Source organism: Cytobacillus firmus DS1, assembly GCF_000565285.1.
Lineage (GTDB): Bacteria > Bacillota > Bacilli > Bacillales > Cytobacillaceae > Cytobacillus > Cytobacillus firmus_A.
The window spans coordinates 137106-162170 of sequence record NZ_APVL01000005.1; the positions used below are offsets into that span (position 1 = coordinate 137106).

Genomic DNA, 25065 nt, shown 5'->3' on the forward strand with positions numbered 1-25065 from the left:
ATGCTTTAGGTGCATTTACAATGTTTTTTCATGAATAAAAATTATGGACGCCAGATAGTCCATTCGATATATTAAAGAAGGCTGAAAATAAATATTAATACTCGGGTGATAAAGGTGAATAAAAAATGAAAATAAGCACTGCCTTTCAAGCTGCAGCTTATACAGCATCGGCAACAGCATTTGCAGTACTGAATTTGACGATTATAGGAGAAAAACAGGCGCAATGGATATGGACGATGCTTCTGGCAGTGTCAATAGTCCTTATTTGGACACTGTGCAGGAAGAATGACCGCTTAAGGCAGCTTAACAGCGACCTTGAAAAGTCGAGAATCGATGCAGAAAAAAGCAAAGAGGCTTTGAACAGTAAGATACAGGACTATGAGAATCTGCTGTATTCCCTTGATGGAGCCATCTTTTCAATTGATTTGAAAAAGGATCAGGTTTATTTTTCGAAGGGGCTTGAAGAAATGTTTGGGCATGAAGAGAAACATCCCAGCCGCTTGAGGCAATATGTCCATCCTAATGACATGACCCGGCTGGACGAGTTTGAAAAAATGCTGCAGGAAGGGCAGCCCGGTGATATCGAATATCGGGTTATTCAGAAGGATGACATGGTAAAGTGGGTTATCCAGAGATCGGCTCCTATAATGGATAATGATGGAACTGTTTCAAAAATAACTGGACACATCATCGATATCACGGAGAGGAAGCAGCTGGAGCTAAGTCTGAAGCAAATGGCTTTTAACGATGATCTTACAGATTTGCCGAATCGCAAAGCGCTTGACCGTCATATCGGAAAAGCCCTTGCACGTTCAAAAAGGCACGGCCATCCTTTTGGGATCATGTTTATTGATTTAGATTGGTTCAAAAAAGTCAATGATACGATGGGACATGATGCAGGGGATCAGCTCTTGAAAGAAGTAGCTTTAAGACTGGGTGAAAGCGTCAGGGAAGAAGACATGATCAGCAGAATTGGCGGAGATGAATTTGTAGTGGTTTTTGAAGGTATATCCAAAGATGAGATTGAGAGAATTGCAGAAAGAATTATTAAAACGGCAGCGCTTCCTTATCTCATAAATGGCCAGGAAGCTCAAATATCAGTCAGTATAGGGGTCAGCTTGTATCCAGACGATGGCGAGAGCAAAGAAACACTGCTTGAAAATGCAGATAAAGCCATGTATTATGCAAAGAATAATGGGAAAAACAGCTGCAAAGTATATACATCAGATCTAAATGATATAACATCCAATAAAGTGGGGTTCTTAGAAAAGTGGAAGAATGCTCTGCAAAGTTCCCTGTTTAATTTTGGATAAAAGAAAGGATAGGATTCCTCAGCCTTGGGGAATTCTATCCTTTTTTGTTACGCGATATGTTTTATCAATTTAAAGAATCCGAGGATCTGAAGAATTTCATATACGGTTCCTTTGGCTTTAATAATATCCGGTTTTATTCCCAGATCCCTTGAGCCGATAATGAGCTTATAAAGACCATTGGCACCAGCAGAATCAATAAAAGACAAATGGGATAAATCGATTTGCAGACGTTTGAAGCCTGTAAACCTTTCCCTAAAGGAGGAGAGAAAAATATCAAGCTGTTCCGAAGATAAATAATCTAAATGTCCTTTTAGGGATAATTTAATTTCTGTGCCGTCATCAATACACGTAACATTGAAGTCCTGGTTAGGGAACCTTTTTTGCAATAGATTAATAAATATATCCAGCTCTTCACTCAGTTTTAAAGCATCCTTTGATGATAGCTCGTCTATATTTACCTTTTCTATCATTTCTCTCCGTTTTGTTTCAAATAACCTGGTAAGCGAAATTAGCATTGTGTCACCTCAATCTCTCTTGAAATTATTATATATAGTATTAAAGTCCTATTAGTAACATGCGTATAGTATTATATACCTATAAAACTCTCAAATTCAAGAGATAAATCTTAGATTATTCTATTATTTAATATTCAGCGGGTTTAATGGGATGTTTTCATGAGAAAGGGAAATGGAAAAAATAAGAGGCAAACATCTGTTTAACAGCCATTGTTTTAATCTCGCGGCTATTGTGAGATGCTTGCCTCCATCGCTAAGAGCGGATATTCGATTAAAAGGGAGGTTCCTTCTGAACAGGAATAGATTTGCAGGCCATTAGAATAGTTTGCGATTAAATTATATCCCCGTCCTAATGAGCGTTTGCTGGAATAGCCTGAAATTAATATAGCTTTGGGCAGTTCATGCAGCGGAATCCCTGAACCTTTATCAGAGAGAAGAAACTGCAGGGTGCCTTCTTTTTTATATACCGAGAAAGTACCGGCTGTTGCATGTTTTATGATGTTTGAGGCTGCTTCTGAAATTGCTACCAATACTTTCATAGTTGAAATGTCTACTGGAAATTGTTCAAGAATTTCTTTAGCAAATGCCCTTGTTTTCGGTACATCCGCGGACTTGCGAATAGCCATTTCGCCAATTTGTTCCCCGAGCTGGCATTCGAGAGCCGCTTTGGTTGTAAGCAGCTTGACTTTACCTTGAGAGATGGTGTTGATAACCATAACATAGGATTCTAAAATATTATGCTCAAGCCGTTTTCTGTATTGCATGTATGGAGTGATATTATGCACAAAAATGGCAGCTTCATCACCTGAAAAAGGTATAGCATGTACATTGAAATGTTCATTTGCATCCATGTAAGTTTCATTTACAGGCTTTTGTCTTTCCATTGATGTTTCTGCCAGTTCCAAAATAAATTCATTGGAAGGCTTTCCTTTAGCATTATAAATGACCCCGCTTTTAACAGTGACAAAAAAGGATTCGCCAATATGGGAGTATGTGTCAACTTCTGAATATTGGGTGGATATCATGTCTGAATCTTCAGTTAATTCGTTTTGGATATTGGGATTCGAGACTGTATAAAGCATCTGTTCGATGTGGAATAAGTCAATCTTATCAACCAGTTTTGGATCAAGCACCGTTCCAGCTTTTTCTCTAAGCAGCTTTAAAATGGTCTCTTTATCCTGATGACGTGAAATGATATGATCCAATTCATTTCCGATGGCGAGAATTCTGGCGCCAAGCGGAATTTCTTCACCCTGCAGCCTTTTCGGAAAACCTTTCCCATCCCAGCGTTCATGATGATGAAGAATCCAGTCTGAAAAAGATTCATTGGGAAACATTGTTTTTACAATTTCCATGGCCTTCTCAGGATGTTTTTTATATTCTCTTTCCTCAGATAAAGTTAAATCCCCTCTTTTTCTGAAAATATAGGAAGGAAGCAATGCTTTTCCGATATCATGGATAATGGCAGCCTGCACCAGATCATGTCTTTTTCTCTTGGGATAGCTGAAATCATCAAGCAGGATTTCGCATATCTCCGCTACCCTATTGCCATGACCGGTCAAACTGGATTTAATTCGTCCTTCCAGTACTTGGATGAAGGCTTTGGATGATTCTTTCCGCAGTGCCAGCTGTTTCATAAACTCGTTAGAAAACAGGATGACAACAAGCAAGAAGAATAAGGTGTAAAGCATAAGGGAAATTAGTTCGGCTTCACTGCGATGATAAAGTAATTTTGATAAGACAATAATACTCACGAAAATGGGAATAACCAGCTCGGAAACTTTTTGTTTCAAATTTTTAAACATCTTTTTGCCAAGTACTGTTGCTTCAATGCCTTCCAGGTAAATAAAGTTGGTTACTTCCAAGGAGATTGCTGCAATTATCACTGTTGCAAAAATACTGGTTGGATGGAGCGCTTCAAGTAAGATATAGGCTGGGACTATGGACGCTATATACATGCCAAGTGTAACTAAAAGGCGCATAAGCGGAATTCGGCGCTTCCTCATATTTTTTAAGTAGTAGGCTAAGACAGCTAAAAAAATTGCTAAAACTGCAGCTGAAAAACCTTCATACAGTAATAAAAATAACCACCCTATTCCTCCGGCTGAATATCCATCTCCACTCGGTAAACGAAGTGGAAGTACTTCCAAAATCATTACAATGACACATGTAATTAAAAAGACATCAGTATGAATTAAATTAAAATCAAGAATTGAATAAATTAGAGATGCCAGAGCTGTTATTATTAAGCTGATGGTAAACCAATTTAAGACTTTCATGCTGTTTCATCCTTGGTATTAATCAAATGCGATGAATTTAAAGTTATTAAGAGAACTATCCCTATTCCGACTAATAAGTCTCCAGGACTTAAAACGTACTTTATTAGAGGAATCCAATCACCTAATATGGATGTTATTGTGATTTCATCCATTAATTGGTGGCGGGAGTCCTGATCGAAAGAGACATCAGCTTGTCCAGTTAACTCCATAGAGGTTTTTGAAACTGGCATCAATCCTCCATTTAATAAAAGGGCAAACAAATTTAAAATTGCACCGGTAAATATCCACTTTATTCCTGGAATAGATCTGTTTTTCCATAAACCGGCGATAATTCCTGAGAAAGTCAGGATCAGAATCATCTCTAATTTTTCTTCCGTCTTAATCGTAATAAATGCTAATGCAATTTGAATTCCAAAGCATGCAATAATTAAAAGAGGCCATTGAAATTCTATATTTCTAAAAAATGATAGGGGATTTTTTTTCATCAATAGAGTAATAACAAATGCTGACAATAAGAAATATATCAATTTCAAGGACCTCCTTTAAAGGATAATAAAACTGAAGACTTGCTGATATAAAAGCTAAAATTATCACCAAGTCTTCGTATTTTGATTACCACCACCATGGCTTTGCAACAATTGGCCCTAAAGCTACAGCAAGTAACGCACCAACAGTAAGGATATACTTCATTTTCTCTTTCATTTTTTTCACCTCCTTTCAAGCTGATTTCTTAATGGGAAATTCGTTTCATGGTAACCATGGTGACATCGTCCCGCTGTTCAAAATTAGAGTATGTCAGTACTTGTTCGGTAATGGTTTGAATCAGTGTCGGGTAATCGGAATGTTCATTCACAATTTCAATAATTTTTTCCTTGCCGAACTGCTTTTTATCTTCATTCATTGCTTCTAATACTCCATCCGTAAAGACACAAATGTAATCATTTGGCTTTAGATCCAGTATCTTCTCGCTGTAAGTCCGGTTTGGAAGAAATCCAATTGCGATTCCATTTGCCTTAAGGAATTCACTTGCCTTGCCTTCGCGCTTGAGAATGGCATTTGGGTGACCCGCTGAAGCATATGTGAATGTATTGTCAGTCAGGTTATACATTCCGCAAAATAGGGTAGCGAAGGATTTTAAAAGCTTTAAATCTTCATATAGAGTTGCATTTACTTTTTCCAGCAAATCGGCAGGCCCTTTGCATTGTGGCGCTAATGTGCGAATGGCTGTCCTCAGCATGGCCATCTTGGCAAATGCAGGTATTCCTTTCCCCATCACATCACCGGTGAACACCCAGTATTTCTGCTTTTCTTCCTCATAGATAAAGCCGTAATAATCTCCGCCTAAGTAATGGGCCGGGATTGACTGGCCTTTGCAGTCGAGCAGGAAGCAGGACGGTGCCTCGTGCTGAAGAAGGACTTTCTGCACATTGGCAGCTTCTTTTAACTCAGCGCTTAATCGGTTTGTCGGGATCACAATAGTTTCTGCGGCGTTGGCATCGGCATTTTTCATCATTGGCTATAGACTTCCTCTAAAATAATAAATGCGCCCATTTCTTCCATCACCTCATAAACGACAGGCTGCATATCAGAAATTGTTAAAATGCGGCCTTCTTCCTTCCAGTCCATTACTTTGCGTATTAAGAGCCCGATACCGGAAGAGTCTATAAATGTAACCCCGTCTAAATTCACATTGCAACGTGTCACGGAGAGTCGATCAATCTTTTCAATCAACGTTTCGATGGTGAAAATGTCCAGCTCTCCCTCTACAAAAACCGTTGTATGATTCACACCGATTTGTTCATCGGACATTTTGATAGACATTTATTATCACCTCTCAAAGTAGTTTTTGGGTAAAAGTACCTATTTTTATAGTAAAAAAATCCGCCTCGAATAAAGGCGGATTAGTCTTTGCTCCGTCTTTCTTCGGCAACCCGGCTGCCATGGCATTTAATAAAATGCTTTAGACCCGTGGCTTTGCGTCCCTACCTTTAGATAGGTTTGCCTTTATCGGTAAGATAAAGTGTTTTAATTTTTTAATAATTAATTAATACCATACTAGGAAAAAAGTATCAATATTTTTTTATAATATAATCTTAAATTAACCGAAACTTTTTCAATTAAAGCACGTAATAGAAGGTAATGTCTTCATGGCAGAAAACAACATTAATATGGTATTCTTACATAAACAATTCAAAGAAAAAGGTGACATTGTGGCAAAGAAAAAACTGCAGTACTGGACTTTGCAATTACTGATAATCTTAACAATCATTTACGTATCAACGAAAATTTCTTTCCTGTTTGAACCGGTCGGCATATTTGTATCCACTTTGTTTTTTCCAATCATTATATCGGGATTTCTGTATTTCCTATTGAACCCGCTGGTCAGATTGCTGCAGCGCTATAAAGTGCCAAGAACGGCAGCGATTTTAATCATCTATGCAGCTGTAATCGGATTAGTAATGCTCGTCATTGGCAACATTGCTCCGCTTATCAGCAGACAGGTGACTGAATTATTCAACGATCTTCCGGGATACGCGAAAACGACAAGAGACTTTGTTAATTCAATGTCAAACACTGAAGAGTTTAAGTGGTTTTTGGCCCAGGACTACATATCGATACAAGAAATTGAAGCCCGCATTATGGATTATGCCAATACTCTCCCTAGCCGTTTGACACAGGGAGTAGCAGGTATTGTCAGCCTGGTCACGAATATTGCGATTACAATTGTAACGGTGCCATTCCTCTTATTCTACATGTTTAAAGATGGAGATAAGTTTCCTGCAGCTGTTTCGAAATTTCTTCCTGCTTCTTATAGAGAAGAAGGGGTTAAAACGCTTAAGGAAACAGGAGAGACACTTTCTTCCTATATTCAGGGACAGATTACAGTAGCATTATTCGTGGGGACACTTTCATTTATCGGCTATTTAATCATCGACCTGCCTTATGCGCTGGTTATGGCACTGATTGTGGCCATCACCAATATTATTCCTTATGTCGGCCCGTTTCTTGGCGGTGCACCTGCTGTTATTGTCGCTCTTTTTGACTCACCGACAAAAGCCTTTCTGGTTGTCGTAGTCATTGTGATTGCCCAGCAGATTGAAGGGAATGTGCTGTCTCCGCTGATTCTCGGAAAAACATTAAACACACATCCGGCCACCATTATCATCCTATTGCTGGTTGCAGGCAATCTTGCCGGCATCCTTGGCATGATTCTGGCGATTCCTACCTATGCTGTAACCAAAACAATTGTTTTAAATACAGTAAGGTTTTTAAGGGCAAGGAAAGCAGCCCGTCTAGAGGAGACGGTTACGTAAAGATGGGAAAGCTCCTTTGCAGAGAGGGGCTTTTTCTAATTGGTATTATTTTTCCTTATGTAAAGTTAAAATAATTGTAAAAACGAAAGCGGTGATCCCAATGTGTCTAATCCTATTCGCATACAAAGTCCATCCGAAATTCAAGCTGATAGTGGCGGCCAATCGGGACGAATTTTATGAGCGTCCGACTGCCCCCGCGCATTTTTGGGAGGACGACCCCCACATTCTTGCTGGCCGGGATTTAAGGAAGATGGGGACATGGATGGGTGTTACTAAGAATGGACGATTTGCAGCTCTGACAAATTACCGCGATCCGACTGAAGTGACAGAAGGCAAGAAGTCAAGAGGGGATCTGACGGCAGAGTTTTTAAAGGGCACTGCTTCGCCTGCTGACTTTATGAATTGGGCATCTGAACATCGCAGCAGCTATACCGGCTACAATCTGCTGGCGGGAAATTTGGACGAGCTCTTTTATTATTCGAACGTGGAGGATAGAATAGAGCAGCTGCAGCCGGGGGTTTACGGGGTGAGCAACCATGTGCTGAATACCGAATGGCCGAAGGTGGAAAAGGGAAAGACTGGCTTAACTAAAATAATTAAAAATCCAGCCGGGAACTTAACGGAAGACCTGTTCACACTTCTCCGGAATGCAGAGCCTGCTCCGGATGGTTTGCTTCCGAAAACAGGAGTTTCTCTTGAATGGGAACGGCTTTTGTCACCTTTATTTATCAAAAGCGATGGCTACGGAACCAGAAGCTCGACGGTGCTGCTGATGTCAGAGGGTGAGATTTTTTACAGGGAAAGGGTTCATAATGGGGATGACAGTCAGGATCAGGAGTTTATTCTTCGAAAATAAGAAGCCAGTTCAGGCATCTGGCTTCTTTTATTCAGGCAAGCGGCAAAGTAATCCGCACCGTTGTACCTTCATTTTCCCTGCTGTGGATGTATAGGTTTCCGCCGTGGTTCTTAATGATTTTTTTGCAGATCATGATGCCTAGACCTGTGCCTTTTTCTTTTGTGCTGTAAAACGGCTCTCCCAGTTTGGCGAGGCGATCTTCCGGTATGCCGATGCCTTCATCCTCAACAGTGATGAAGACAGAATGGTCCTCCTGGCGGATATTCACGTTTATCTTGCCGCCCATCGGCATGGCTTCAATTGAGTTCTTAATGATGTTAATCAGCACCTGTTTAATTTTATCCTTTTCACATTTCACAAAGAACTCGCCGGGTGACTGAGTTAATTCGATCAGGATATTTTCCATAACTGCCTGGCTGTTTAAAAGAGTAATCACACTTTTAACTACGTTCGTCAGGCAGGTTTCTTCCATTTCGGTTATTTGAGGTTTGGCGAGAACGAGCAGGTCATTGACGATGCCTTCAATCCTCTCCAGCTCATTTAGAATGACCTCTGCGAAATTGTCTTTATGTTCTTCGTATAATAGCTGTGTAAAGCCTTTTATGGCTGTAAGCGGGTTGCGGATTTCATGGGCAATGCCAGCCGCAAGCTGACCGACAACGGAAAGTTTTTCAGCATTCTGCAGCTTTTCCTCAGTCTTCTTTTGTCCGGTTACATCTTTGATAATGATTTGGTAGACCTTTCTGTTCTTAAATGTGGTTGGGATCAGCTGGACTTCGGCTTTTCTTATTTGTCCGTCAGTCCGGATCAAATTAAACTCAAAATTCACGCTTAGCTTTGTTTGCAGAAAATCATCGAGGGTGGAATGTTCTGAAGGAGGAGTGTAGTCATGGAGGGAGGTGCCGATCATCTCTTTGATGCTCGTGAACCCGAAGAGTTTCTTTCCTTCATTATTGATATAGGTCCAAATCCCCTTTTGTGTCACCATACCGATCGTATCCTTGGAGTACTCAACCAGAAAGCGGTACTTCTCCTGTGTTTCAAGAATCTCCTCTTCCATGATGATTCTCTGTGTCATATCCCGGATGATGCACATCATTTCTTTATCGTCATTAATGACTGAAAAATTGGCTTCAAGCCACAGATAATGCCCCTCCTTATGCCTGAAACGAAAGGTCTCGCGTTTATGCGGAAGCTGTTCGAGCCCGGCCAATGCCTCTCTTAAAAGATTGCGGTCATTTGGATGGCAGTATGTATAAAGGCTGCTCCGGTAAAAATCCTGTGGTGAATAACCCAGCATCGGCAAGCAGGAAGGGGAGACATATAAAGCAATGCCTTCTTTTGTCACTCTTGCAATCAAATCGCTGGAATGCTGAATGGCCAGCTGCAGATTTCTCGCTTCGACTTTGTCCGCGAATAAATCTGCCGGATTCTCGGTCATGATCATTTTCTGTCCCTCCTTTTTTTGAAAAATGGCACTTTTCCATTATTATACATGAGTTAGGGTCTTAGACACATAGGATTTAACTATCATTTTTTAAAAGGAAAGCCAAATGAAAATATTTTTTAAAAATTATATTGACATCCTTTTCTTTATGGTGGTAAAGTAATAAACATATTACAACCGCATAATAAAAATCTTCTTATCAAGAGAGGTTGAGGGACTGGCCCTATGACACCTCGGCAGCGGACAAAAGTGTACCGTGCCAAATCCAGCAAGCATTGCTTGAAAGATAAGGAGAGGACCATTGATAAATGCTGCCCTCTTCTTTCTTTAGAAGAGGGTTTTTGTTTTACGAGGAAAAACGCATCAGGATTCTATTCATAAACATATGAATAATTCTTATCGAGAGAAGCAGAGGGACCTGGCCCAATGAAGCTTCGGCAGCAGGCAAACTGCACTGTGCCAAATCCAGCAGGCGAAAAGCCTGGAAGATAAGGAGAGGACTTCAAAAAAACCTCTTCTGACGGAAGGGGTAAATTTCAGGAGATAATCCTTAGTTTTCGCATAGGAATAATAGATAATAAAAGGTGACAGGCACCTGTACCAGTTCCCCAAAGTGGTATAGGTACCTGTCACCACAAAAGGAGAGATGCTGCATGATAGAGTTTCAGAATTTAAAGAAGGTCTATGAAAGCGGAGGTCAGCAGGTAGCTGCTCTGGATGGAATAGATTTAAAGATTAATAAGGGTGAGATTTTCGGTGTGATCGGCTTCAGTGGTGCGGGTAAGAGTTCTTTGATCCGGTGTGTCAATTGGCTGGAGAAGCCGACTTCAGGAAAGGTCATTGTCAGCGGACACGATCTGACGGCTTTGTCTGTAAGAGAAATTCGCGAAGTGAAGAGAAACATCGGGATGGTCTTTCAGCATTTTAACCTTTTAAACTCGAAAACCGTGTTTGCCAATGTGGCGATGCCGCTCACACTGGCTAAGGTTCCTAAGGATGAAATAAAAAAGCGTGTCCATGAACTATTGGAATTTGTTGGGCTTGCCGACAAGGCGAACAGCTATCCCGATCAGCTGTCAGGCGGGCAAAAGCAGCGGATCGGAATTGCCAGGGCGCTGGCGACACAGCCGTCCATTCTATTATGTGATGAAGCAACTTCAGCACTGGATCCGCAGACAACCAGCTCGATCCTGCAGCTGCTGAAAAAAATAAATAAAGAATACAACATTACCATTCTGATTATTACTCATGAAATGTCTGTCATCAGGGAGATCTGTGACCGTGTCGCTGTCATTGAGGCAGGAAAAATTATTGAAGAGGGAACGGTCTTCAATGTCTTTTCTTCACCCAAAACCCCAACAGCTAAAAACTTTGTCAGCACGGTTATGAATGATCAAATACCTGACTCCATTAAGCAAGTGATTAAAAAACAGCAGGGACTTCAAAAGGTATTCAGAATCAACTTTGTCGGAAACTCTGCCGGACAGCCCCTGCTCTCGCAGGTTGCCAAAAAGTTTAATATCGACTTCAACGTCCTGTTTGGAAATATTACTGAACTTCAGGGAACACCCTTTGGCAACCTGATTGTCGAGTTCCAGGGTCCGGACAGTGAAATCAGACGTGCTATTCAGTACATCAGCCAGGAAAAAGTTTCTATAAAGGAAGTGACAACACGTGCTAGTTAACCAGGAAAAAATCATCGAAGCCTTAATCGAAACGGTCCAAATGGTGGCATTCTCATTGCTGTTTTCAGCTCTTATCGGACTGCCGCTTGGCATATTGCTTGTTGTGACAAGGAAAGGGCATCTGCTGGAAAACACCGTTGTTTTTAACATCATAAACAGCATTATTAATATTTTCAGATCAGTCCCATTCATCATTTTAATGGTAGCCATCATCCCAATCACCAGGATGATTGTCGGGACATCGATTGGAACTGCTGCAGCCGTAGTGCCGCTCGTCTTTTATGCAGGACCGTACATTGCGAGATTAATAGAAAATTCATTGCTTGAGGTTGATCCGGGAGTCATTGAAGCGGCAGAAGCAATGGGAGCGACACCGGGACAGATCATTCTTAAGTTCCTGATTCCGGAAGCGCTCAGCTCGCTGGTATTAGGCTTTACCATTGCGACAATCGGATTGGTCGGAGCATCAGCCATGGCCGGGGCAGTAGGAGGAGGCGGCCTTGGTGACCTTGCCATTACATATGGCTATCAGCGATTTGATACAACTGTCATGCTGATTACCGTTGCGATCTTAGTGGTCATGGTTCAAGGCCTGCAGTCATTCGGAAATATCTTATCCAAAAAAATCAGAAGAAGATAACTTAGGAGGAAACACATCATGAAAAAACTATTTTTATCATTCATTATTTTAGCATTGGCTGTGTTCACTGCGGCATGCTCAAGTACAACTGGCGGAGAAGAAACTAAGAAGGTTAAATTGGGCGTCAGCGGATCAGATACACGCATTTGGGACTTTATTGCAGAAAAAGCTGAAAAGGAAGGCATTGAAATAGAGGTTGTAACATTCTCTGACTATGTACAGCCAAACGTTGCCCTTGCAGAAGGTGATCTTGATGTAAATGCATTCCAGACAGTCGCTTATTTTGACACTTTTATTAAAGAGCACAATATGGATCTTTCACCGATTGCGACAACTGTCTTAGCACCAATGGGCCTATATTCTGAAAAAGTAAAATCAGTGGAAGACATTCCGGAAGGCGGCAAAATCGCCATTCCAAATGATGCTTCAAATGGCGGAAGAGCCCTTCTTTTACTGGAGGAAGCCGGCCTGATTAAATTATCCGAGGACTATGACGGAAATCTGGACTTGAATAAAATCGTTGAAAACAAGAAGAACCTTGAATTTGTAGAAATGGTATCAGCGCAGACGCCACGTGCACTTCCGGATGTCTCTGCTTCTGTCATCAATAACGGAATTGCGGTAGATGCAGGCTTTAACCCAACTAAGGATTCAGTTTTTATTGAAAGCGAAACTGCTACTCCGTACGTAAATATCATTGCTGTCAGAACAGAAGACAAAGATAACAAAACGCTTAAGCGAATAGCGGAACTTTACCAGGAAGATGATGTAGCTGATTTCATCACGAAAGAATATGACGGAAGCATGATCCCGACTTTCATTCCATTAAGTGATATTGGCTGGTAAAAATTAATTTCTAAAGGAGGAACAATGATGGCGGCACCAGTAAAAGCACTATCCCAACTGAAAGAAGCAATCAAGAAGAATGTTGATGATAACAAGGAACTTTACCTTTCTGCAAGCCACCAGATCCATGCAAACCCGGAAATAGGAAATGAGGAGTTTTTTGCCTCGGGCTTACTATCAGGCATCCTTGAGAAGGAAGGATTTGAAGTAGAGCGCGCAGTAGCCGGGCATGAAACAGCTTTCCTGGCCCGGAAAAAATCCGATAAACCGGGGCCGTCCATTGCATTCCTTGCAGAATACGATGCCCTTCCCGGGCTGGGCCATGGATGCGGCCATAATATCATAGGCACAACAAGTGTGGCAGCAGCCATTGCATTGAGCAAGGTCATTGATGAGACCGGAGGAGAAGCAGTAGTATTGGGGACCCCGGCGGAAGAAGGCGGGCCAAATGGGAGTGCAAAAGGAAGCTTTGTGAAGCATGGATTGCTTGAGGGCATTGATGCCGCCCTTATGGTTCATCCATCAAACCATACCCGCCTGACCAGTTCATCACTGGCCGTAGATCCGCTTGACTTCGAATTTATCGGAAAGCCTGCCCATGCAGCAGCTTCACCGGAGGAAGGAATTAATGCTCTCGATGCAGTCATTCAGCTGTTCAACGGAATAAATGCTCTCCGTCAGCAATTGAAGGATGATGTGCGTATCCATGGAATTATTACTCATGGCGGGGATGCTCCAAATATTATCCCTGAGTACGCAAAAGCCAGATTCTTCATCCGTGCTTCAACCAGAACAAGTTTAAATGAGGTAACACGGAAGGTTAAAGCTGTCGCAGAAGGCGCAGCACTGGCAACAGGAGCCAAGCTGAATGTGATTGCTTTTCAAAACGAAGTAGATAACCTGCTGTTAAACAAGACATATGACCAGGTGTTTAAAGAAGTGATTGAAGACTTGGGAGAAACCGTAGTGGAAGGGGACCGGGATGGAATCGGCTCGACGGATGCCGGCAACATCAGCCAGGTGGTGCCAACCATTCACCCTTATATTAAAATTGGTGCGGATGATCTTGTTGCCCATACAGTTCCATTCCGGGAAGCAGCCGCATCTGCAAAAGGAGACGAAGCACTGATAACTGGAGCAAAAGGGCTTGCACTCACTGCCTTCCAGCTGGTTACAGACCCGGAGCTGCTTAAATCCATTAAACAGGAATTTCTAGAGCGAAAAACGGCTGAATAAGAACAAAAGCTATCCTTTTGCGGGATAGCTTTTGCTTATTTTTGTGAGTGTTTTCCTCAAATTAAGTGTTCGTTTCCCCAATTTCACCATTCTTTTCCCAAAGTTCACATTTGTCTACTTTTCCTTCATCCGTTCCTGTGCCATCCGGATAAGTTCCTTCACCATGCTGCCGCCAATCTTACCGCCAACAGTTCCTGCCTGTTTGGATGTAAGCCGGCCATTATAGCCTTGCTTCAAAGGCACACCTGCCTCCTCAGCAATTTCATATTTCACAGCGTCAGGATTTTCTCTGTCAACATGATATCCCTGGTTTGCCATTACCTGATTTTTCAGCTGGTCCAATGCACCTCTTGATTCAGGTACTAGCGGGCGTCTTTTTCTGGCCATGATGCATTCCTCCATAAGAAGTTCTTTTTCTTATTATGTGAAAGAACGTTTGGATTAACACTGAAAAAACTTGTACATCCTCCGGTGAAAAGCTATTCTAATGGTAGAAACCTTGAATTTTTGTGAAAAATCAAAAGAAGGTGTTTTAGATGGCATTAAAATACTTGTCAGCTCTTCTGCTTCCTGGACTGCTGGTATTGTTTTTTACGAGAGTCAGCTATAATCGTGTAATCGGGCTGGTGTTGACGGTTGGACTTATTGCTGCTTCAGTATATAAAGGCTACACCAATTCATTTGCCTTAATCGTTATAGACGCACTTTCGCTGACTGCCGGGTTTTGGTATGCCCAAAAATTGAAGCCGAAAATAAAGCCAAGTGCGGAATAAATTTTGCAGAGCCTGTCGAACAAACCTATCGACAGGTTTTTTAATTAATGAGTTAAAAGCTGCATTTAGGCATACGTCATATCAGCTTGAAATGGAATTCAATCAAACGTTTGATTAAACTCAAGGCAATCAATCAAACGTTTGATTAACCTTTCTTCGACAATCTCCTCAATTATTCGGCATATTTCCCAAGCAATAATTGCTCATCAAAAACAAAAAACGAATATCCGTTCGCATATTATTGGTTTGTTTTGGGCTCTTTGTGGTAGAATGATGATATGAGTTTTGAGTAAAAAACTGACAGATCAGCGGTCATCCCGGATCTTAAATTATTTCAATGCTGGTTTGTGATTAATATATAGGTAAAAGTAATTTGAACGGGAGGCTTTTAGGGTGAAGGATCAATTTGAATTAGTCTCAAAATATTCCCCACAGGGCGACCAGCCCGGGGCTATCAAAAAAATTGTGGAGGGCATTAATTCCGGCAAGAAGCACCAGACACTTCTGGGTGCAACAGGAACGGGTAAGACCTTCACGGTTTCGAATGTCATAAAAGAAGTAAACAAGCCAACACTTGTTATTGCACATAATAAAACACTCGCAGGCCAGCTATACAGTGAATTCAAGGACTTTTTTCCAAACAATGCGGTTGAGTATTTTGTCAGCTACTATGACTACTATCAGCCTGAAGCGTATGTGCCTTCTACAGATACTTTTATTGAAAAAGATGCAAGCATCAATGATGAAATTGATAAGCTTCGCCACTCGGCGACTTCCTCCCTGTTTGAGCGGAATGATGTCATTATTATTGCCAGTGTCTCCTGCATATATGGTTTGGGTTCTCCTGAAGAATACCGGGAAATGGTGCTGTCCCTCAGAACAGGAATGGAGATTGAGAGGAACCAGCTTCTTCACAGGCTCGTTGATATTCAGTATGAGCGCAATGATATTGACTTCCAGCGCGGTACCTTCCGAGTACGCGGAGATGTTGTCGAGATTTTCCCGGCATCACGGGATGAGCATTGTATCCGTGTAGAATTTTTCGGGGATGAGATAGACCGGATCCGCGAAGTGGATGCTCTCACCGGAGAAATTATGGGTGAACGTGAGCATGTTGCGATTTTCCCGGCATCCCACTTCGTAACGCGTGAAGAAAAAATGCGGATCGCCATCCAGAACATTGAAAAAGAACTGGAAGTGCGCCTTGCTGAATTAAGAGAAAACGATAAGCTTCTTGAAGCCCAGCGCCTCGAGCAGCGGACCCGCTATGACCTTGAAATGATGAGGGAGATGGGTTTTTGTTCGGGCATTGAAAACTACTCCCGTCATCTTACGCTAAGGCCACCAGGTTCAACACCGTATACCCTTCTGGATTACTTTCCGGAAGACTTCCTGATTGTGATTGATGAATCGCACGTAACTCTGCCGCAAATCCGCGGCATGTTCAATGGTGACCAGGCAAGAAAATCTGTGCTTGTGGACCATGGTTTCCGTTTGCCTTCAGCGATGGATAACAGGCCGCTTACGTTCACTGAATTCGAAAAGCATGTGAAGCAGGCTGTCTTTGTTTCGGCAACACCGGGTCCTTATGAGCTTGAGCATACGCCGGAAATGATTGAGCAAATTATCCGTCCAACCGGTTTGCTTGATCCTACTATTGATGTCCGTCCAATCGAAGGTCAAATTGATGATCTCATTGGCGAAATCCAGGAACGTGTTGAGAAAAATGAACGTGTGCTTGTTACCACTTTAACGAAAAAAATGTCTGAGGATCTAACGGACTATTTAAAGGAAATCGGCATTAAAGTGCAGTATCTGCACTCAGAGGTAAAAACGCTGGAGCGGATTGAAATTATCCGTGAGCTGCGTCTTGGAAAGTACGATGTACTGGTGGGGATCAACCTTCTGCGGGAGGGGCTTGATATACCTGAAGTATCTCTTGTTACCATACTTGATGCTGATAAGGAAGGTTTTCTCCGTTCGGAGCGCTCACTCATCCAGACGATTGGACGTGCAGCGCGTAATGCGAATGGCCATGTCATTATGTATGCAGACCGGATTACGGACAGCATGGAAAAAGCCATCAGTGAAACCAAGCGCCGCCGTTCCATACAGGAAGAGTACAATGAAAAGCATGGCATCACACCAATGACTATCCAGAAGGATATACGCGATTCGATCCGTGCAACCCATGCGGCAGAAGAGCAGGAAGAATACCAGCCGTCAGCAAAGCTCGGCAAGCTGAACAAGAAAGAGCGCGAGAAGCTGATCGGCGATATGGAAAAAGAAATGAAGGAAGCGGCCAAGTCCCTCAATTTCGAAAGGGCTGCAGAGCTTCGTGATTTAATATTAGAGCTGAAAGCGGAAGGATGACGTAAAAATGGCGATGGATAAACTGATTGTAAAGGGTGCCAGAGCCCATAATCTGAAAAATATAGATGTCACCATTCCGAGAGATAAGCTTGTCGTCCTGACCGGACTTTCAGGTTCAGGAAAGTCCTCTTTGGCCTTTGATACCATTTATGCAGAGGGGCAGCGCCGCTATGTGGAATCATTATCCGCTTACGCACGGCAATTCCTCGGCCAGATGGATAAACCTGACGTGGATGCGATCGAAGGCCTGTCTCCTGCAATTTCAATTGACCAAAAGACGACAAGCAGAAACCCTCGTTCCACAGTGGGGACAGTGACAGAAATTTATGATTACCTGCGATTATTATTTGCACGGGTGGGGCGTCCTACCTGTCCGAATCACAATATTGAAATCTCCTCACAGACCATTGAACAAATGGTTGACCGGATTATGGAATACCCTGAAAGAACAAAGCTCCAGGTTATGGCTCCGCTTGTATCCGGCCGAAAAGGGACACATGTAAAAGTGTTTGAGGATGTCAAAAAGCAGGGGTTTGTCCGTGTCCGTGTCGACGGGGAAATGATGGATCTCGGTGATGAGATTGAGCTGGAAAAAAACAAAAAGCATTCTATTGAAGTGGTAATCGACAGGATTGTCGTAAAAGAAGGCGTAGCACCAAGGCTGGCAGATTCATTGGAAACTGCTTTGAATCTTGGCAATGGCAAGGTGCTGGTGGATGTAATCGGGGAAGAAGAACTGCTGTTCAGCGAGAACCACGCCTGCCCTCTATGCGGATTTTCAATCGGCGAACTTGAACCAAGAATGTTCTCTTTTAATAGTCCGTTTGGTGCCTGTACGGAATGTGACGGATTGGGCTCAAAGCTGGAGGTAGATGTTGATCTGGTAATACCCAATAAGGATCTTTCCTTAAAGCAGAATGCCATTGCCCCATGGGAATCGACCAGCTCGCAATATTATCCTCAGCTGCTGGAGGCAGTCTGCAATCATTATGGGATTGATATGGACGTGCCGGTAAAGGATATTCCTGAACACCTGCTTGATAAAGTTTTATACGGATCCGCCAAGGACAGCATTTATTTCCGATATGAAAACGATTTTGGCCAGGTAAGGGAGAATTATATCCATTTTGAAGGTGTGATCCGCAATGTGGAGCGCCGCTATAAAGAAACAAGCTCTGATTATATCCGGGAGCAAATGGAAAAATACATGGCCCAGCATCCATGTCCTTCCTGTAAAGGTTACCGTCTGAAGCCGGAAACTCTTGCGGTGCTTGTATCCGGAAAGCATATCGGCCATGTAACAGAATATTCGATTGAGGAAGCATTCAGCTTCTTTGAGAATCTGACATTGTCTGAAAAAGAAATGAAGATTGCCAATCTCATTTTCCGTGAGATTAAGGAAAGGCTGGGCTTCCTCATAAATGTCGGGCTTGATTACCTGACTTTAAGCAGGGCAGCTGGAACTTTATCCGGCGGTGAAGCCCAGCGTATTCGCCTGGCCACTCAAATCGGTTCGCGGCTGACAGGTGTACTCTACATTCTGGACGAGCCTTCGATTGGCCTTCATCAGCGTGATAATGACCGTTTGATTGGTACGCTGAAAAATATGCGCGATATCGGCAACACCCTGATCGTGGTTGAACACGATGAAGATACTATGGTGGCAGCAGACTATTTAATTGATGTGGGCCCGGGAGCAGGAGTTCATGGCGGACAAATTGTCTCAGCGGGTACGCCTCAGGAGGTAATGGACGATCCAAACTCCCTTACAGGGCAATATCTGTCAGGCAAGAAATTCATTCCCCTTCCAATTGAGCGCCGCAAGAACGACGGGCGCTTTATCGAAATTAAAGGGGCTAAAGAAAACAATCTTAAAAATGTGAGCGTTAAGTTCCCGCTCGGCACTTTTATTTCTGTTACGGGTGTATCCGGTTCAGGGAAAAGTACACTAATCAATGAAATTCTTCATAAAGGGCTTGCCCAGAAGCTTCATAGAGCCAAAGCGAAGCCGGGTGAGCATAAAGAAATTAAGGGTATTAATCACCTTGATAAGGTCATTGATATCGATCAATCTCCAATTGGGCGGACGCCTCGTTCCAACCCGGCAACATATACCGGAGTGTTTGATGATATTCGCGATGTTTTTGCTTCAACCAATGAAGCAAAAGTGCGGGGCTATAAAAAGGGGCGCTTCAGCTTCAATGTAAAAGGCGGACGATGTGAAGCATGCCGCGGAGACGGGATCATCAAGATTGAAATGCACTTCCTGCCTGATGTGTATGTGCCATGTGAAGTCTGTCATGGCAAGCGCTATAACAGGGAAACTCTTGAAGTGAAATATAAAGGGAAGAATATTTCGGAGATTCTCGATATGACAGTGGAAGATGCACTGGAGTTTTTCGAAAATATTCCTAAAATCCGCCGCAAGCTGCAGACGATTTATGATGTGGGCCTTGGCTACATCACGTTGGGGCAGCCTGCGACAACATTGTCCGGCGGTGAGGCCCAGCGAGTCAAGCTTGCTTCTGAACTGCACCGCCGTTCGACAGGCCGCTCCCTGTATATTCTTGATGAACCGACAACAGGTCTTCATGTGGACGATATCTCAAGACTGTTGGTGGTCCTCCAGCGCCTGGTTGAGAATGGAGATACCGTACTGGTTATTGAGCATAATCTCGATGTCATCAAGGCAGCCGACTATATTGTTGACCTTGGGCCTGAAGGCGGAGATAAGGGCGGTACCATCTTAGCATCAGGTACACCGGAAAAAATTGCCGAAGTTCCGGAATCCTATACAGGTAAATATCTTAAACCGATTTTGGAAAGGGACCGCCAGAGAATGAAACAGCAAATTGAAGAAAAAGAGGGCGTGACAAACGCTTAATTAAACAAAACCGCTTGGGATTTTTTCCAAGCGGTTTTTAATCTTTCTATTTTAATTCTTCACATATGATGGTCTCTTTGCCCATATTGTCCGAAATTTGAACATAGAAATAATCATTACTAAAGATAAGATAATCGCTCCACCATCTGTAATTGCACTTGGTAATATCCCTAATACACCGTGAACGCCAGTAACTGCTGTCCACATCGATGAAGGTATCATAATAGGTCCAGCAGCTTGAGTGATATTTACCGCTAATATGACCCACCATAAAATCCTTGAACGGCTATATAAAGCCAATATACCTAACGCATTACCTATAATGTATATACACCCAACAATTCTAAAGCCAAATGTAAATCCTATTGCTTCACCAGCAGGATCAGCTACACCTGCCATTTGCATCATTGTTTCAATTAAGGTCGGATTAATAATAACAAAATTGTGGATAGCTGTACCAATGGTAAAAATAATGGAACACAAAACTATGGTAATTTGCAACTTTCTAGTTGCTGTTGAATCTGTTAACTGATGCTTTGTTTTTTTCAACTAATAAACCCACTTTCTATTTTTCAAATATATTAAACTGAATTCACAACCGAATAGTGAGATGCTATGTTTAAACTCACTAAATTAATTCGTATTCTTTATTTCAAGTTTATCATTTCACTTGTATAGTAACTTGGGCCCCTAGTTCAATTTTCATATAAGTCTTGAGGCTTAATCCATAACAACAGATTGAACAAAAAAACCTTCGTTTCAAATATCGTATAACCATGGAATATAACAAAACAAATGGTGCACAAACCTTTGTGATTTAGTTTAATTTTTACTGTTAGGCTAAATTTTCTCCATGGAAACTGAACTACTTAGTTTTGAATGCTTCTTCTTTTTGGGAAATGAGATTAAACAACTGGGATGCGGGGTAAAGAACATGCGTCTGCAGCCATCACTTATCTCAACCAAGAAAGGAACATACACTATGAAAAATAAAATCTGCCTTTTAGCAGGCATTATCCTGCTAGGGCTCGGCATCTATCTTTCCATCACATTCCTTGGAGATGAAAAAAAAGCGGAAAGCAGCCAAATGATTGTTGCTTTTGGGGATTCTCTTACTTATGGATATGGAGATGAAACAGAAGAGGGGTATATTGGCAGGCTGCAGAGAAAACTGGATAAGACATATCAGGAAAAGAATTACCGCATAACAAATCATGGGGTGTATGGCTATAAATCTTCTGATGTTCTCCAGCAAATGCTCAAACCGAATGTAGCAGAGGATATTAAAAATGCAGATATGTTTATTATCTATATTGGTACCAACGATTTGCTGAAAAGCAACGGCGGGGATCTGTATCCGCTCCATCACGAAAATCTTGTTGAAGCTAAGGACATATATGAAGATAAACTGGATGGAATCCTGGAAACACTGGAGACCGCCAACAGTGATGCACCTGTTATTCTGATTGGACTATACAACCCTTATCCTGACGGCGACCGGATTGAAAAATATATTGACCATTGGAACAAATCCATCAGAAAAAAAGCAGCAGAAGATAAACATATCACCTACATTTCCACCAATGAATTGTTCAAAGGAAAAAACAAAAAACAATACTTCGCTGATTCCCTTCATCCGAACGGAAAAGGTTATGAGCTGATTGCTGATAAAATAATAAATAATTACTCATTTTAGGTCTTGGCTATTGTTAGCCTCTCCTTCTTTTAATTGATAACACAATGTAATGTTCCAGCAAAATCGGTGTAACCAAGCAGCGTTATACTCCTATATAAGGGAAACTATTGGCTGGAAACAGAAGGGGAGGTCATTATGGAGGATTATTTAGCGAAGTCACTGGAAGAATGGAAAGAAGATATTTCTGAAGTTTTGGACCAGATTAATAATGAATACGAGGATGTAAAAAAAGAGCTGAAAGTATATTCCTACAAATACGGAATTACAAAGCAGGTTATTCAATCTACTGTGAACGAAGAGATTATTGATAATATCCGTGAAATGTATCATAAGCCTTTTGAAGAGAAGTATAACGAATTGAAAGAGTACATACGTGATTTGGATGAAAAACGAAAGGTTTTCCAGATGTTTGTCAATAAGATCGACGAAGTGAAAAAGAAGGAAGCGCCGCGCACGGACCTGGCAGCTGCTTATAAATAGCCATAAAACCGTCTTTTTATAAAAGGCGGTTTTTTTATAAAATAAGAAAGTATAAAACTTTGAACGTCGATAACTGTCTAGCGCAAGCAGCCTACCCCCCTCGAGGTCACAAGCTTGTCTAGTTGCGGCTCCTAGGGACTCGGGGTCATAAGCCGTTTCCTTTCAGAGGGAAAAACACCTTCTTACAGGAACCGTCTTATGCCTGTCGTCCCTGGGCAGTCGCCTCCACATTTCGGGCAATCCTCCCAAAAAGGCAATGGATGCCTTTCCGTGAGGCTCGTCTTGTGCTTGAGGCCCGCAGGATGGGGGGCATGCAGACGTTGCCACAGGACGTGGCGTTCTTAGTCTGCGTTCATTCGTGGGCAAGGCGCTTGCGCTTTTCTTATAGAAAAGGCTATGAGACTTGAGGCCATGGAGTCCCTCAGCCTGCAGATGTATTTTTAAAAATATGGAGGTAAATGCTCCGTTGATTTTTTATAATGAAGAGGAAGGTGAAACTTTTACCGCTCCATTTCCGTATTACACAGATAAAGGAGCTGAGAACATTGGAAACAAGGAAGATTCTGTCTGCCTTAAGCTATTTTAGCATTATGTTCGCAGGATTTATTTTTCCGCTCATTGTATTTTTCGCTTCAGAAGACACGGAAGTGAAGCGGCATGCCAAGAGTGCATTCTTATCACATTTGATTCCGCTGGTTCCTGTTCCGTTTATTGTTTTTGCTGCTGTGACCCAATTCACAGTAAATGATCAGGAAATCCCGGTATTTTTTCTTGCAGCGGTCGGCATCACAATCATACTGCTATTAATTGTACTTATCTGGAATATTATTAAAGGGGTAAAAGTCCTGATACAGGAATCGAACTAATAGAGGAGGGCCAGATAATGAAAGAGGAACGCAAACGCATTTTGAAAATGGTCGAGGATGGAAGGCTTACTGTTAATGAAGCTTTAACTCTGCTGGAACAGCTTGAACAAACACATCAGACGATGGAGCAGAAGCAGGAGGACTTAATTAAGGAGCTATCTGCTGAGGTTAAGTTTGAAGAAGCTAAAAAGGGTGAGCCCTATAGCTCTAAGCACCAAAGTGCAAAGGAAAAAATCATTGATTTTGTAGATTCAGCATTTAAGAAAGTGAAGGATCTGGATCTTGATTTTAATTTTGGGAAAAGTGTTGAAATCTCTCATATTTTTCAGCATGCAGACGCATACTTAAAAGATCTGGACATTGATGTTGCCAATGGAACAGTTAAGGTAATTCCATGGGAGCAAAGTGATGTGCGTGTTGAGTGCAAAGCCAAGGTGTATCGTGTGGATAATCAGGATGAAGCACGAAGGAATTTTCTGAAGGATGTCATTTTTGCCATTGAAGGGCAGAGGCTGAGGTTTTCGACTCAGCAAAAATGGATGAAGCTTGAAGCAGTCATCTATATTCCAAGATCTGAATATGAAAATGTGAAAATCCGCATGTTTAATGGCCCGATTGAAAGTCAAAACTTATCAGTGGAAAACTTTAAAGCGAAAACGGCTAATGGAAAAATAATGGTTAGTGATTTGAACAGCCGAAATGTGGAGGCTGAAACAGCCAACGGACAGATTACCATTCAAAAAAGCCGGATCGATCATGTGGAAGCCGAAACGTTAAATGGCGCCATTCTGGCTGATGGAGACTTCAAAAAAGCTGAACTGCAATCTTTTAATGGAAATGTAACGTGCAGGGCAGAAAATGAACGCTGCGAATGGATCGAAGCGAAGGCAGCGACGGGCAGCATCGATCTGTTTGTTCCGGATTTCGCTGCTGTCAACGGAGAGCTTCGCACCAATCTTGGCAGTTTCCATCCTGATATTGAGGGTATTGAAGTAATAGAAGAAAAGAGCGAAGTGATTCAGAAAATGATGCGTTTTAAATCTGTAAAAGAAAGCGGCAGCGGACTTAAGGTGAGGGCTGACTCAAAGACAGGTGCCATCACAATCAAGCGGTCAGCAGCCTGGTAAAATGGGGTGGAAAGGGCGCCTTCCGCTTCTTGATAGAATGTATCATTTCTGAAGTTAGATTACTGTCTAGCTCCAGGCGCCATCGGCTCGAGGTCATAAGCCGATAAGCGGGCGCCTTCCGCTTTTCTTGATAGGAGGGATTTTTAATGAACAAATTAATTCGCTCCCGCAGCAACCGGAAATTAGCGGGAGTATTGGGCGGCTTATCAAAATCGATCGGAATAGACGCTACCATACTCAGGGTGATTTTCATTGTTTTATTATTTACAACTGGCGTTTTCCCGATGACACTCATCTATGCTCTGCTTGTGTTTGTGCTTCCGAATGAAGAGGTGCTGTAGGAGATGAGATGGATCCTGGGAATCTTGATAAATGCGGTCCTGTTTGTAGCGATCGCAGGTTTTTTTAAGGATTCGTTTTACTTGTCGGGATTTGGGGCTGCCATTGGTGCCAGCTTCATGCTTTCCATCCTGAACATTCTCGTGAAACCCATCCTGATTATTTTAACTCTTCCCGTTACTGTTTTAACGCTCGGTTTGTTTCTGTTCGTCATCAATGCTGTCACGCTTATGATAACGGATGGTTTTATGGGTGATTCCTTTGAAATTGCCGGGTTTGGCACAGCGATTCTTGTTTCTGTGATTATGGCAATTGTTAATCTGATCATTCAAAAAGCAATCCTGGAACCGGCAAGGGAAAAGTAAATGCGTTAAGAAGCCAGCATGCGTTATGCTG

24 protein-coding genes and 3 riboswitches are annotated in these 25065 nt (G+C 42.2%); of the genes, 16 read left to right on the forward strand and 8 right to left on the reverse strand.

Annotated features, from left to right (window positions below):
• The first annotated feature begins 125 nt into the window (after positions 1-125).
• Complete coding sequence (locus PBF_RS08335) at positions 126-1313, forward strand: sensor domain-containing diguanylate cyclase (protein WP_035329244.1); 1188 nt, start codon at positions 126-128, stop codon at positions 1311-1313.
• Between the two features lie 47 nt (positions 1314-1360).
• Here the strand turns inward: PBF_RS08335 and PBF_RS08340 are convergent, their stop codons facing one another.
• The 5 genes from PBF_RS08340 to PBF_RS08360 form a co-directional block, all read right to left on the reverse strand.
• The gene (locus PBF_RS08340) at positions 1361-1828 is read right to left on the reverse strand and encodes an STAS domain-containing protein (RefSeq protein ID WP_035329245.1); all 468 of its coding nucleotides are present in this window, start codon (positions 1826-1828) and stop codon (positions 1361-1363) included.
• Between the two features lie 227 nt (positions 1829-2055).
• Positions 2056-4107: an HD domain-containing phosphohydrolase gene (locus PBF_RS08345; RefSeq protein WP_035329247.1), complete on the reverse strand. Its 2052-nt coding sequence runs from the start codon at positions 4105-4107 to the stop codon at positions 2056-2058.
• Positions 4104-4634, reverse strand: a complete 531-nt coding sequence (locus tag PBF_RS24915) for a DUF5317 domain-containing protein (RefSeq protein WP_051488839.1) — start codon at positions 4632-4634, stop codon at positions 4104-4106. Before PBF_RS24915 ends, PBF_RS08345 begins: the two co-directional genes overlap by 4 nt.
• 203 nt (positions 4635-4837) lie before the next feature.
• The gene (locus PBF_RS08355) at positions 4838-5620 is read right to left on the reverse strand and encodes a PP2C family protein-serine/threonine phosphatase (protein WP_051488840.1); all 783 of its coding nucleotides are present in this window, start codon (positions 5618-5620) and stop codon (positions 4838-4840) included.
• Complete coding sequence (locus PBF_RS08360) at positions 5617-5928, reverse strand: STAS domain-containing protein (RefSeq protein ID WP_035329248.1); 312 nt, start codon at positions 5926-5928, stop codon at positions 5617-5619. The genes PBF_RS08355 and PBF_RS08360 overlap by 4 nt, the downstream gene beginning before the upstream one ends.
• Before the next feature lie 101 nt (positions 5929-6029).
• Positions 6030-6120, reverse strand: a riboswitch (cyclic di-GMP riboswitch).
• Between the two features lie 197 nt (positions 6121-6317).
• Between PBF_RS08360 and PBF_RS08365 the strand changes: the two genes are divergently transcribed.
• Both PBF_RS08365 and PBF_RS08370 read left to right on the forward strand, forming a co-directional pair.
• Positions 6318-7421: an AI-2E family transporter gene (locus tag PBF_RS08365; protein ID WP_035329379.1), complete on the forward strand. Its 1104-nt coding sequence runs from the start codon at positions 6318-6320 to the stop codon at positions 7419-7421.
• Positions 7422-7521: 100 nt separating this feature from the next.
• On the forward strand, positions 7522-8277 hold the full coding sequence (locus PBF_RS08370; protein WP_035329380.1) for an NRDE family protein: 756 nt from the start codon (positions 7522-7524) through the stop codon (positions 8275-8277).
• A gap of 31 nt (positions 8278-8308) precedes the next feature.
• Here PBF_RS08370 and PBF_RS08375 read toward each other — a convergent pair whose 3' ends face one another.
• Positions 8309-9724: a PAS domain-containing sensor histidine kinase gene (locus PBF_RS08375; protein WP_035329249.1), complete on the reverse strand. Its 1416-nt coding sequence runs from the start codon at positions 9722-9724 to the stop codon at positions 8309-8311.
• 193 nt (positions 9725-9917) lie between these two features.
• Positions 9918-10017, forward strand: a riboswitch (SAM riboswitch).
• Positions 10018-10117: 100 nt separating this feature from the next.
• A riboswitch (SAM riboswitch) is annotated at positions 10118-10219 on the forward strand.
• Between the two features lie 158 nt (positions 10220-10377).
• Here PBF_RS08375 and PBF_RS08380 point away from each other — a divergent pair.
• From PBF_RS08380 to PBF_RS08395, 4 genes are read left to right on the forward strand one after another with little or no spacing between them, the layout of a single operon-like run.
• The gene (locus PBF_RS08380) at positions 10378-11409 is read left to right on the forward strand and encodes a methionine ABC transporter ATP-binding protein (RefSeq protein ID WP_035329250.1); all 1032 of its coding nucleotides are present in this window, start codon (positions 10378-10380) and stop codon (positions 11407-11409) included.
• A complete protein-coding gene (locus PBF_RS08385) occupies positions 11399-12049 on the forward strand; it encodes a methionine ABC transporter permease (RefSeq protein ID WP_035329251.1) in 651 nt (216 codons plus the stop codon). The genes PBF_RS08380 and PBF_RS08385 overlap by 11 nt, the downstream gene beginning before the upstream one ends.
• Before the next feature lie 18 nt (positions 12050-12067).
• Positions 12068-12895: a MetQ/NlpA family ABC transporter substrate-binding protein gene (locus tag PBF_RS08390; RefSeq protein ID WP_035329252.1), complete on the forward strand. Its 828-nt coding sequence runs from the start codon at positions 12068-12070 to the stop codon at positions 12893-12895.
• A 27-nt stretch (positions 12896-12922) separates the two neighbouring features.
• Positions 12923-14131: a M20 family metallopeptidase gene (locus PBF_RS08395; protein WP_035329253.1), complete on the forward strand. Its 1209-nt coding sequence runs from the start codon at positions 12923-12925 to the stop codon at positions 14129-14131.
• 114 nt (positions 14132-14245) lie between these two features.
• Here PBF_RS08395 and PBF_RS08400 read toward each other — a convergent pair whose 3' ends face one another.
• Positions 14246-14518: an alpha/beta-type small acid-soluble spore protein gene (locus PBF_RS08400; RefSeq protein WP_035329254.1), complete on the reverse strand. Its 273-nt coding sequence runs from the start codon at positions 14516-14518 to the stop codon at positions 14246-14248.
• Positions 14519-14667: 149 nt separating this feature from the next.
• Between PBF_RS08400 and PBF_RS08405 the strand changes: the two genes are divergently transcribed.
• From PBF_RS08405 to uvrA, 3 genes are all read left to right on the forward strand, one after another.
• The gene (locus PBF_RS08405; protein ID WP_035329255.1) at positions 14668-14904 is read left to right on the forward strand and encodes a DUF2198 family protein; all 237 of its coding nucleotides are present in this window, start codon (positions 14668-14670) and stop codon (positions 14902-14904) included.
• Between the two features lie 393 nt (positions 14905-15297).
• On the forward strand, positions 15298-17277 hold the full coding sequence (gene uvrB, locus PBF_RS08410; RefSeq protein WP_035329256.1) for an excinuclease ABC subunit UvrB: 1980 nt from the start codon (positions 15298-15300) through the stop codon (positions 17275-17277).
• Between the two features lie 7 nt (positions 17278-17284).
• Positions 17285-20161 carry an excinuclease ABC subunit UvrA gene (uvrA, locus tag PBF_RS08415; protein ID WP_035329257.1) on the forward strand — a complete coding sequence of 959 codons (2877 nt, stop codon included), beginning with the start codon at positions 17285-17287 and terminating at the stop codon, positions 20159-20161.
• A gap of 51 nt (positions 20162-20212) precedes the next feature.
• Here the strand turns inward: uvrA and PBF_RS08420 are convergent, their stop codons facing one another.
• On the reverse strand, positions 20213-20710 hold the full coding sequence (locus PBF_RS08420) for a hypothetical protein (RefSeq protein ID WP_035329258.1): 498 nt from the start codon (positions 20708-20710) through the stop codon (positions 20213-20215).
• A 433-nt stretch (positions 20711-21143) separates the two neighbouring features.
• Between PBF_RS08420 and PBF_RS08425 the strand changes: the two genes are divergently transcribed.
• The 6 genes from PBF_RS08425 to PBF_RS08450 all read left to right on the forward strand — a co-directional run bounded on the left by PBF_RS08425 (position 21144) and on the right by PBF_RS08450 (position 25034).
• A complete protein-coding gene (locus tag PBF_RS08425; RefSeq protein ID WP_235192223.1) occupies positions 21144-21857 on the forward strand; it encodes a GDSL-type esterase/lipase family protein in 714 nt (237 codons plus the stop codon).
• Between the two features lie 135 nt (positions 21858-21992).
• Positions 21993-22337: a hypothetical protein gene (locus PBF_RS08430; RefSeq protein WP_035329260.1), complete on the forward strand. Its 345-nt coding sequence runs from the start codon at positions 21993-21995 to the stop codon at positions 22335-22337.
• Between the two features lie 545 nt (positions 22338-22882).
• Positions 22883-23203, forward strand: a complete 321-nt coding sequence (locus tag PBF_RS08435) for a DUF4870 domain-containing protein (RefSeq protein ID WP_035329381.1) — start codon at positions 22883-22885, stop codon at positions 23201-23203.
• Positions 23204-23220: 17 nt separating this feature from the next.
• Positions 23221-24330, forward strand: a complete 1110-nt coding sequence (locus PBF_RS08440; protein WP_035329261.1) for a DUF4097 family beta strand repeat-containing protein — start codon at positions 23221-23223, stop codon at positions 24328-24330.
• Positions 24331-24476: 146 nt separating this feature from the next.
• Complete coding sequence (locus tag PBF_RS08445; RefSeq protein WP_035329262.1) at positions 24477-24671, forward strand: PspC domain-containing protein; 195 nt, start codon at positions 24477-24479, stop codon at positions 24669-24671.
• Positions 24672-24674: 3 nt separating this feature from the next.
• Positions 24675-25034 carry a phage holin family protein gene (locus PBF_RS08450; RefSeq protein ID WP_035329263.1) on the forward strand — a complete coding sequence of 120 codons (360 nt, stop codon included), beginning with the start codon at positions 24675-24677 and terminating at the stop codon, positions 25032-25034.
• Positions 25035-25065: the final 31 nt, after the last annotated feature.

Coding starts and splice junctions, on each gene's coding strand:
- PBF_RS08340 (WP_035329245.1), bottom strand. CDS start 1,828: ATGCTAATTTCGCTTACCAGGTTATTTGAAACAAAACGGAGAGAAATG.
- PBF_RS08370 (WP_035329380.1), top strand. CDS start 7,522: ATGTGTCTAATCCTATTCGCATACAAAGTCCATCCGAAATTCAAGCTG.
- PBF_RS08400 (WP_035329254.1), bottom strand. CDS start 14,518: ATGGCCAGAAAAAGACGCCCGCTAGTACCTGAATCAAGAGGTGCATTG.
- PBF_RS08380 (WP_035329250.1), top strand. CDS start 10,378: ATGATAGAGTTTCAGAATTTAAAGAAGGTCTATGAAAGCGGAGGTCAG.
- PBF_RS08390 (WP_035329252.1), top strand. CDS start 12,068: ATGAAAAAACTATTTTTATCATTCATTATTTTAGCATTGGCTGTGTTC.
- PBF_RS08360 (WP_035329248.1), bottom strand. CDS start 5,928: ATGTCTATCAAAATGTCCGATGAACAAATCGGTGTGAATCATACAACG.
- PBF_RS08445 (WP_035329262.1), top strand. CDS start 24,477: ATGAACAAATTAATTCGCTCCCGCAGCAACCGGAAATTAGCGGGAGTA.
- PBF_RS08405 (WP_035329255.1), top strand. CDS start 14,668: ATGGCATTAAAATACTTGTCAGCTCTTCTGCTTCCTGGACTGCTGGTA.
- PBF_RS08395 (WP_035329253.1), top strand. CDS start 12,923: ATGGCGGCACCAGTAAAAGCACTATCCCAACTGAAAGAAGCAATCAAG.
- PBF_RS08440 (WP_035329261.1), top strand. CDS start 23,221: ATGAAAGAGGAACGCAAACGCATTTTGAAAATGGTCGAGGATGGAAGG.
- PBF_RS08425 (WP_235192223.1), top strand. CDS start 21,144: ATGAAAAATAAAATCTGCCTTTTAGCAGGCATTATCCTGCTAGGGCTC.
- PBF_RS08335 (WP_035329244.1), top strand. CDS start 126: ATGAAAATAAGCACTGCCTTTCAAGCTGCAGCTTATACAGCATCGGCA.
- PBF_RS08345 (WP_035329247.1), bottom strand. CDS start 4,107: ATGAAAGTCTTAAATTGGTTTACCATCAGCTTAATAATAACAGCTCTG.
- PBF_RS08375 (WP_035329249.1), bottom strand. CDS start 9,724: ATGATCATGACCGAGAATCCGGCAGATTTATTCGCGGACAAAGTCGAA.
- uvrA (WP_035329257.1), top strand. CDS start 17,285: ATGGCGATGGATAAACTGATTGTAAAGGGTGCCAGAGCCCATAATCTG.
- PBF_RS08430 (WP_035329260.1), top strand. CDS start 21,993: ATGGAGGATTATTTAGCGAAGTCACTGGAAGAATGGAAAGAAGATATT.
- PBF_RS08355 (WP_051488840.1), bottom strand. CDS start 5,620: ATGATGAAAAATGCCGATGCCAACGCCGCAGAAACTATTGTGATCCCG.
- PBF_RS08450 (WP_035329263.1), top strand. CDS start 24,675: ATGAGATGGATCCTGGGAATCTTGATAAATGCGGTCCTGTTTGTAGCG.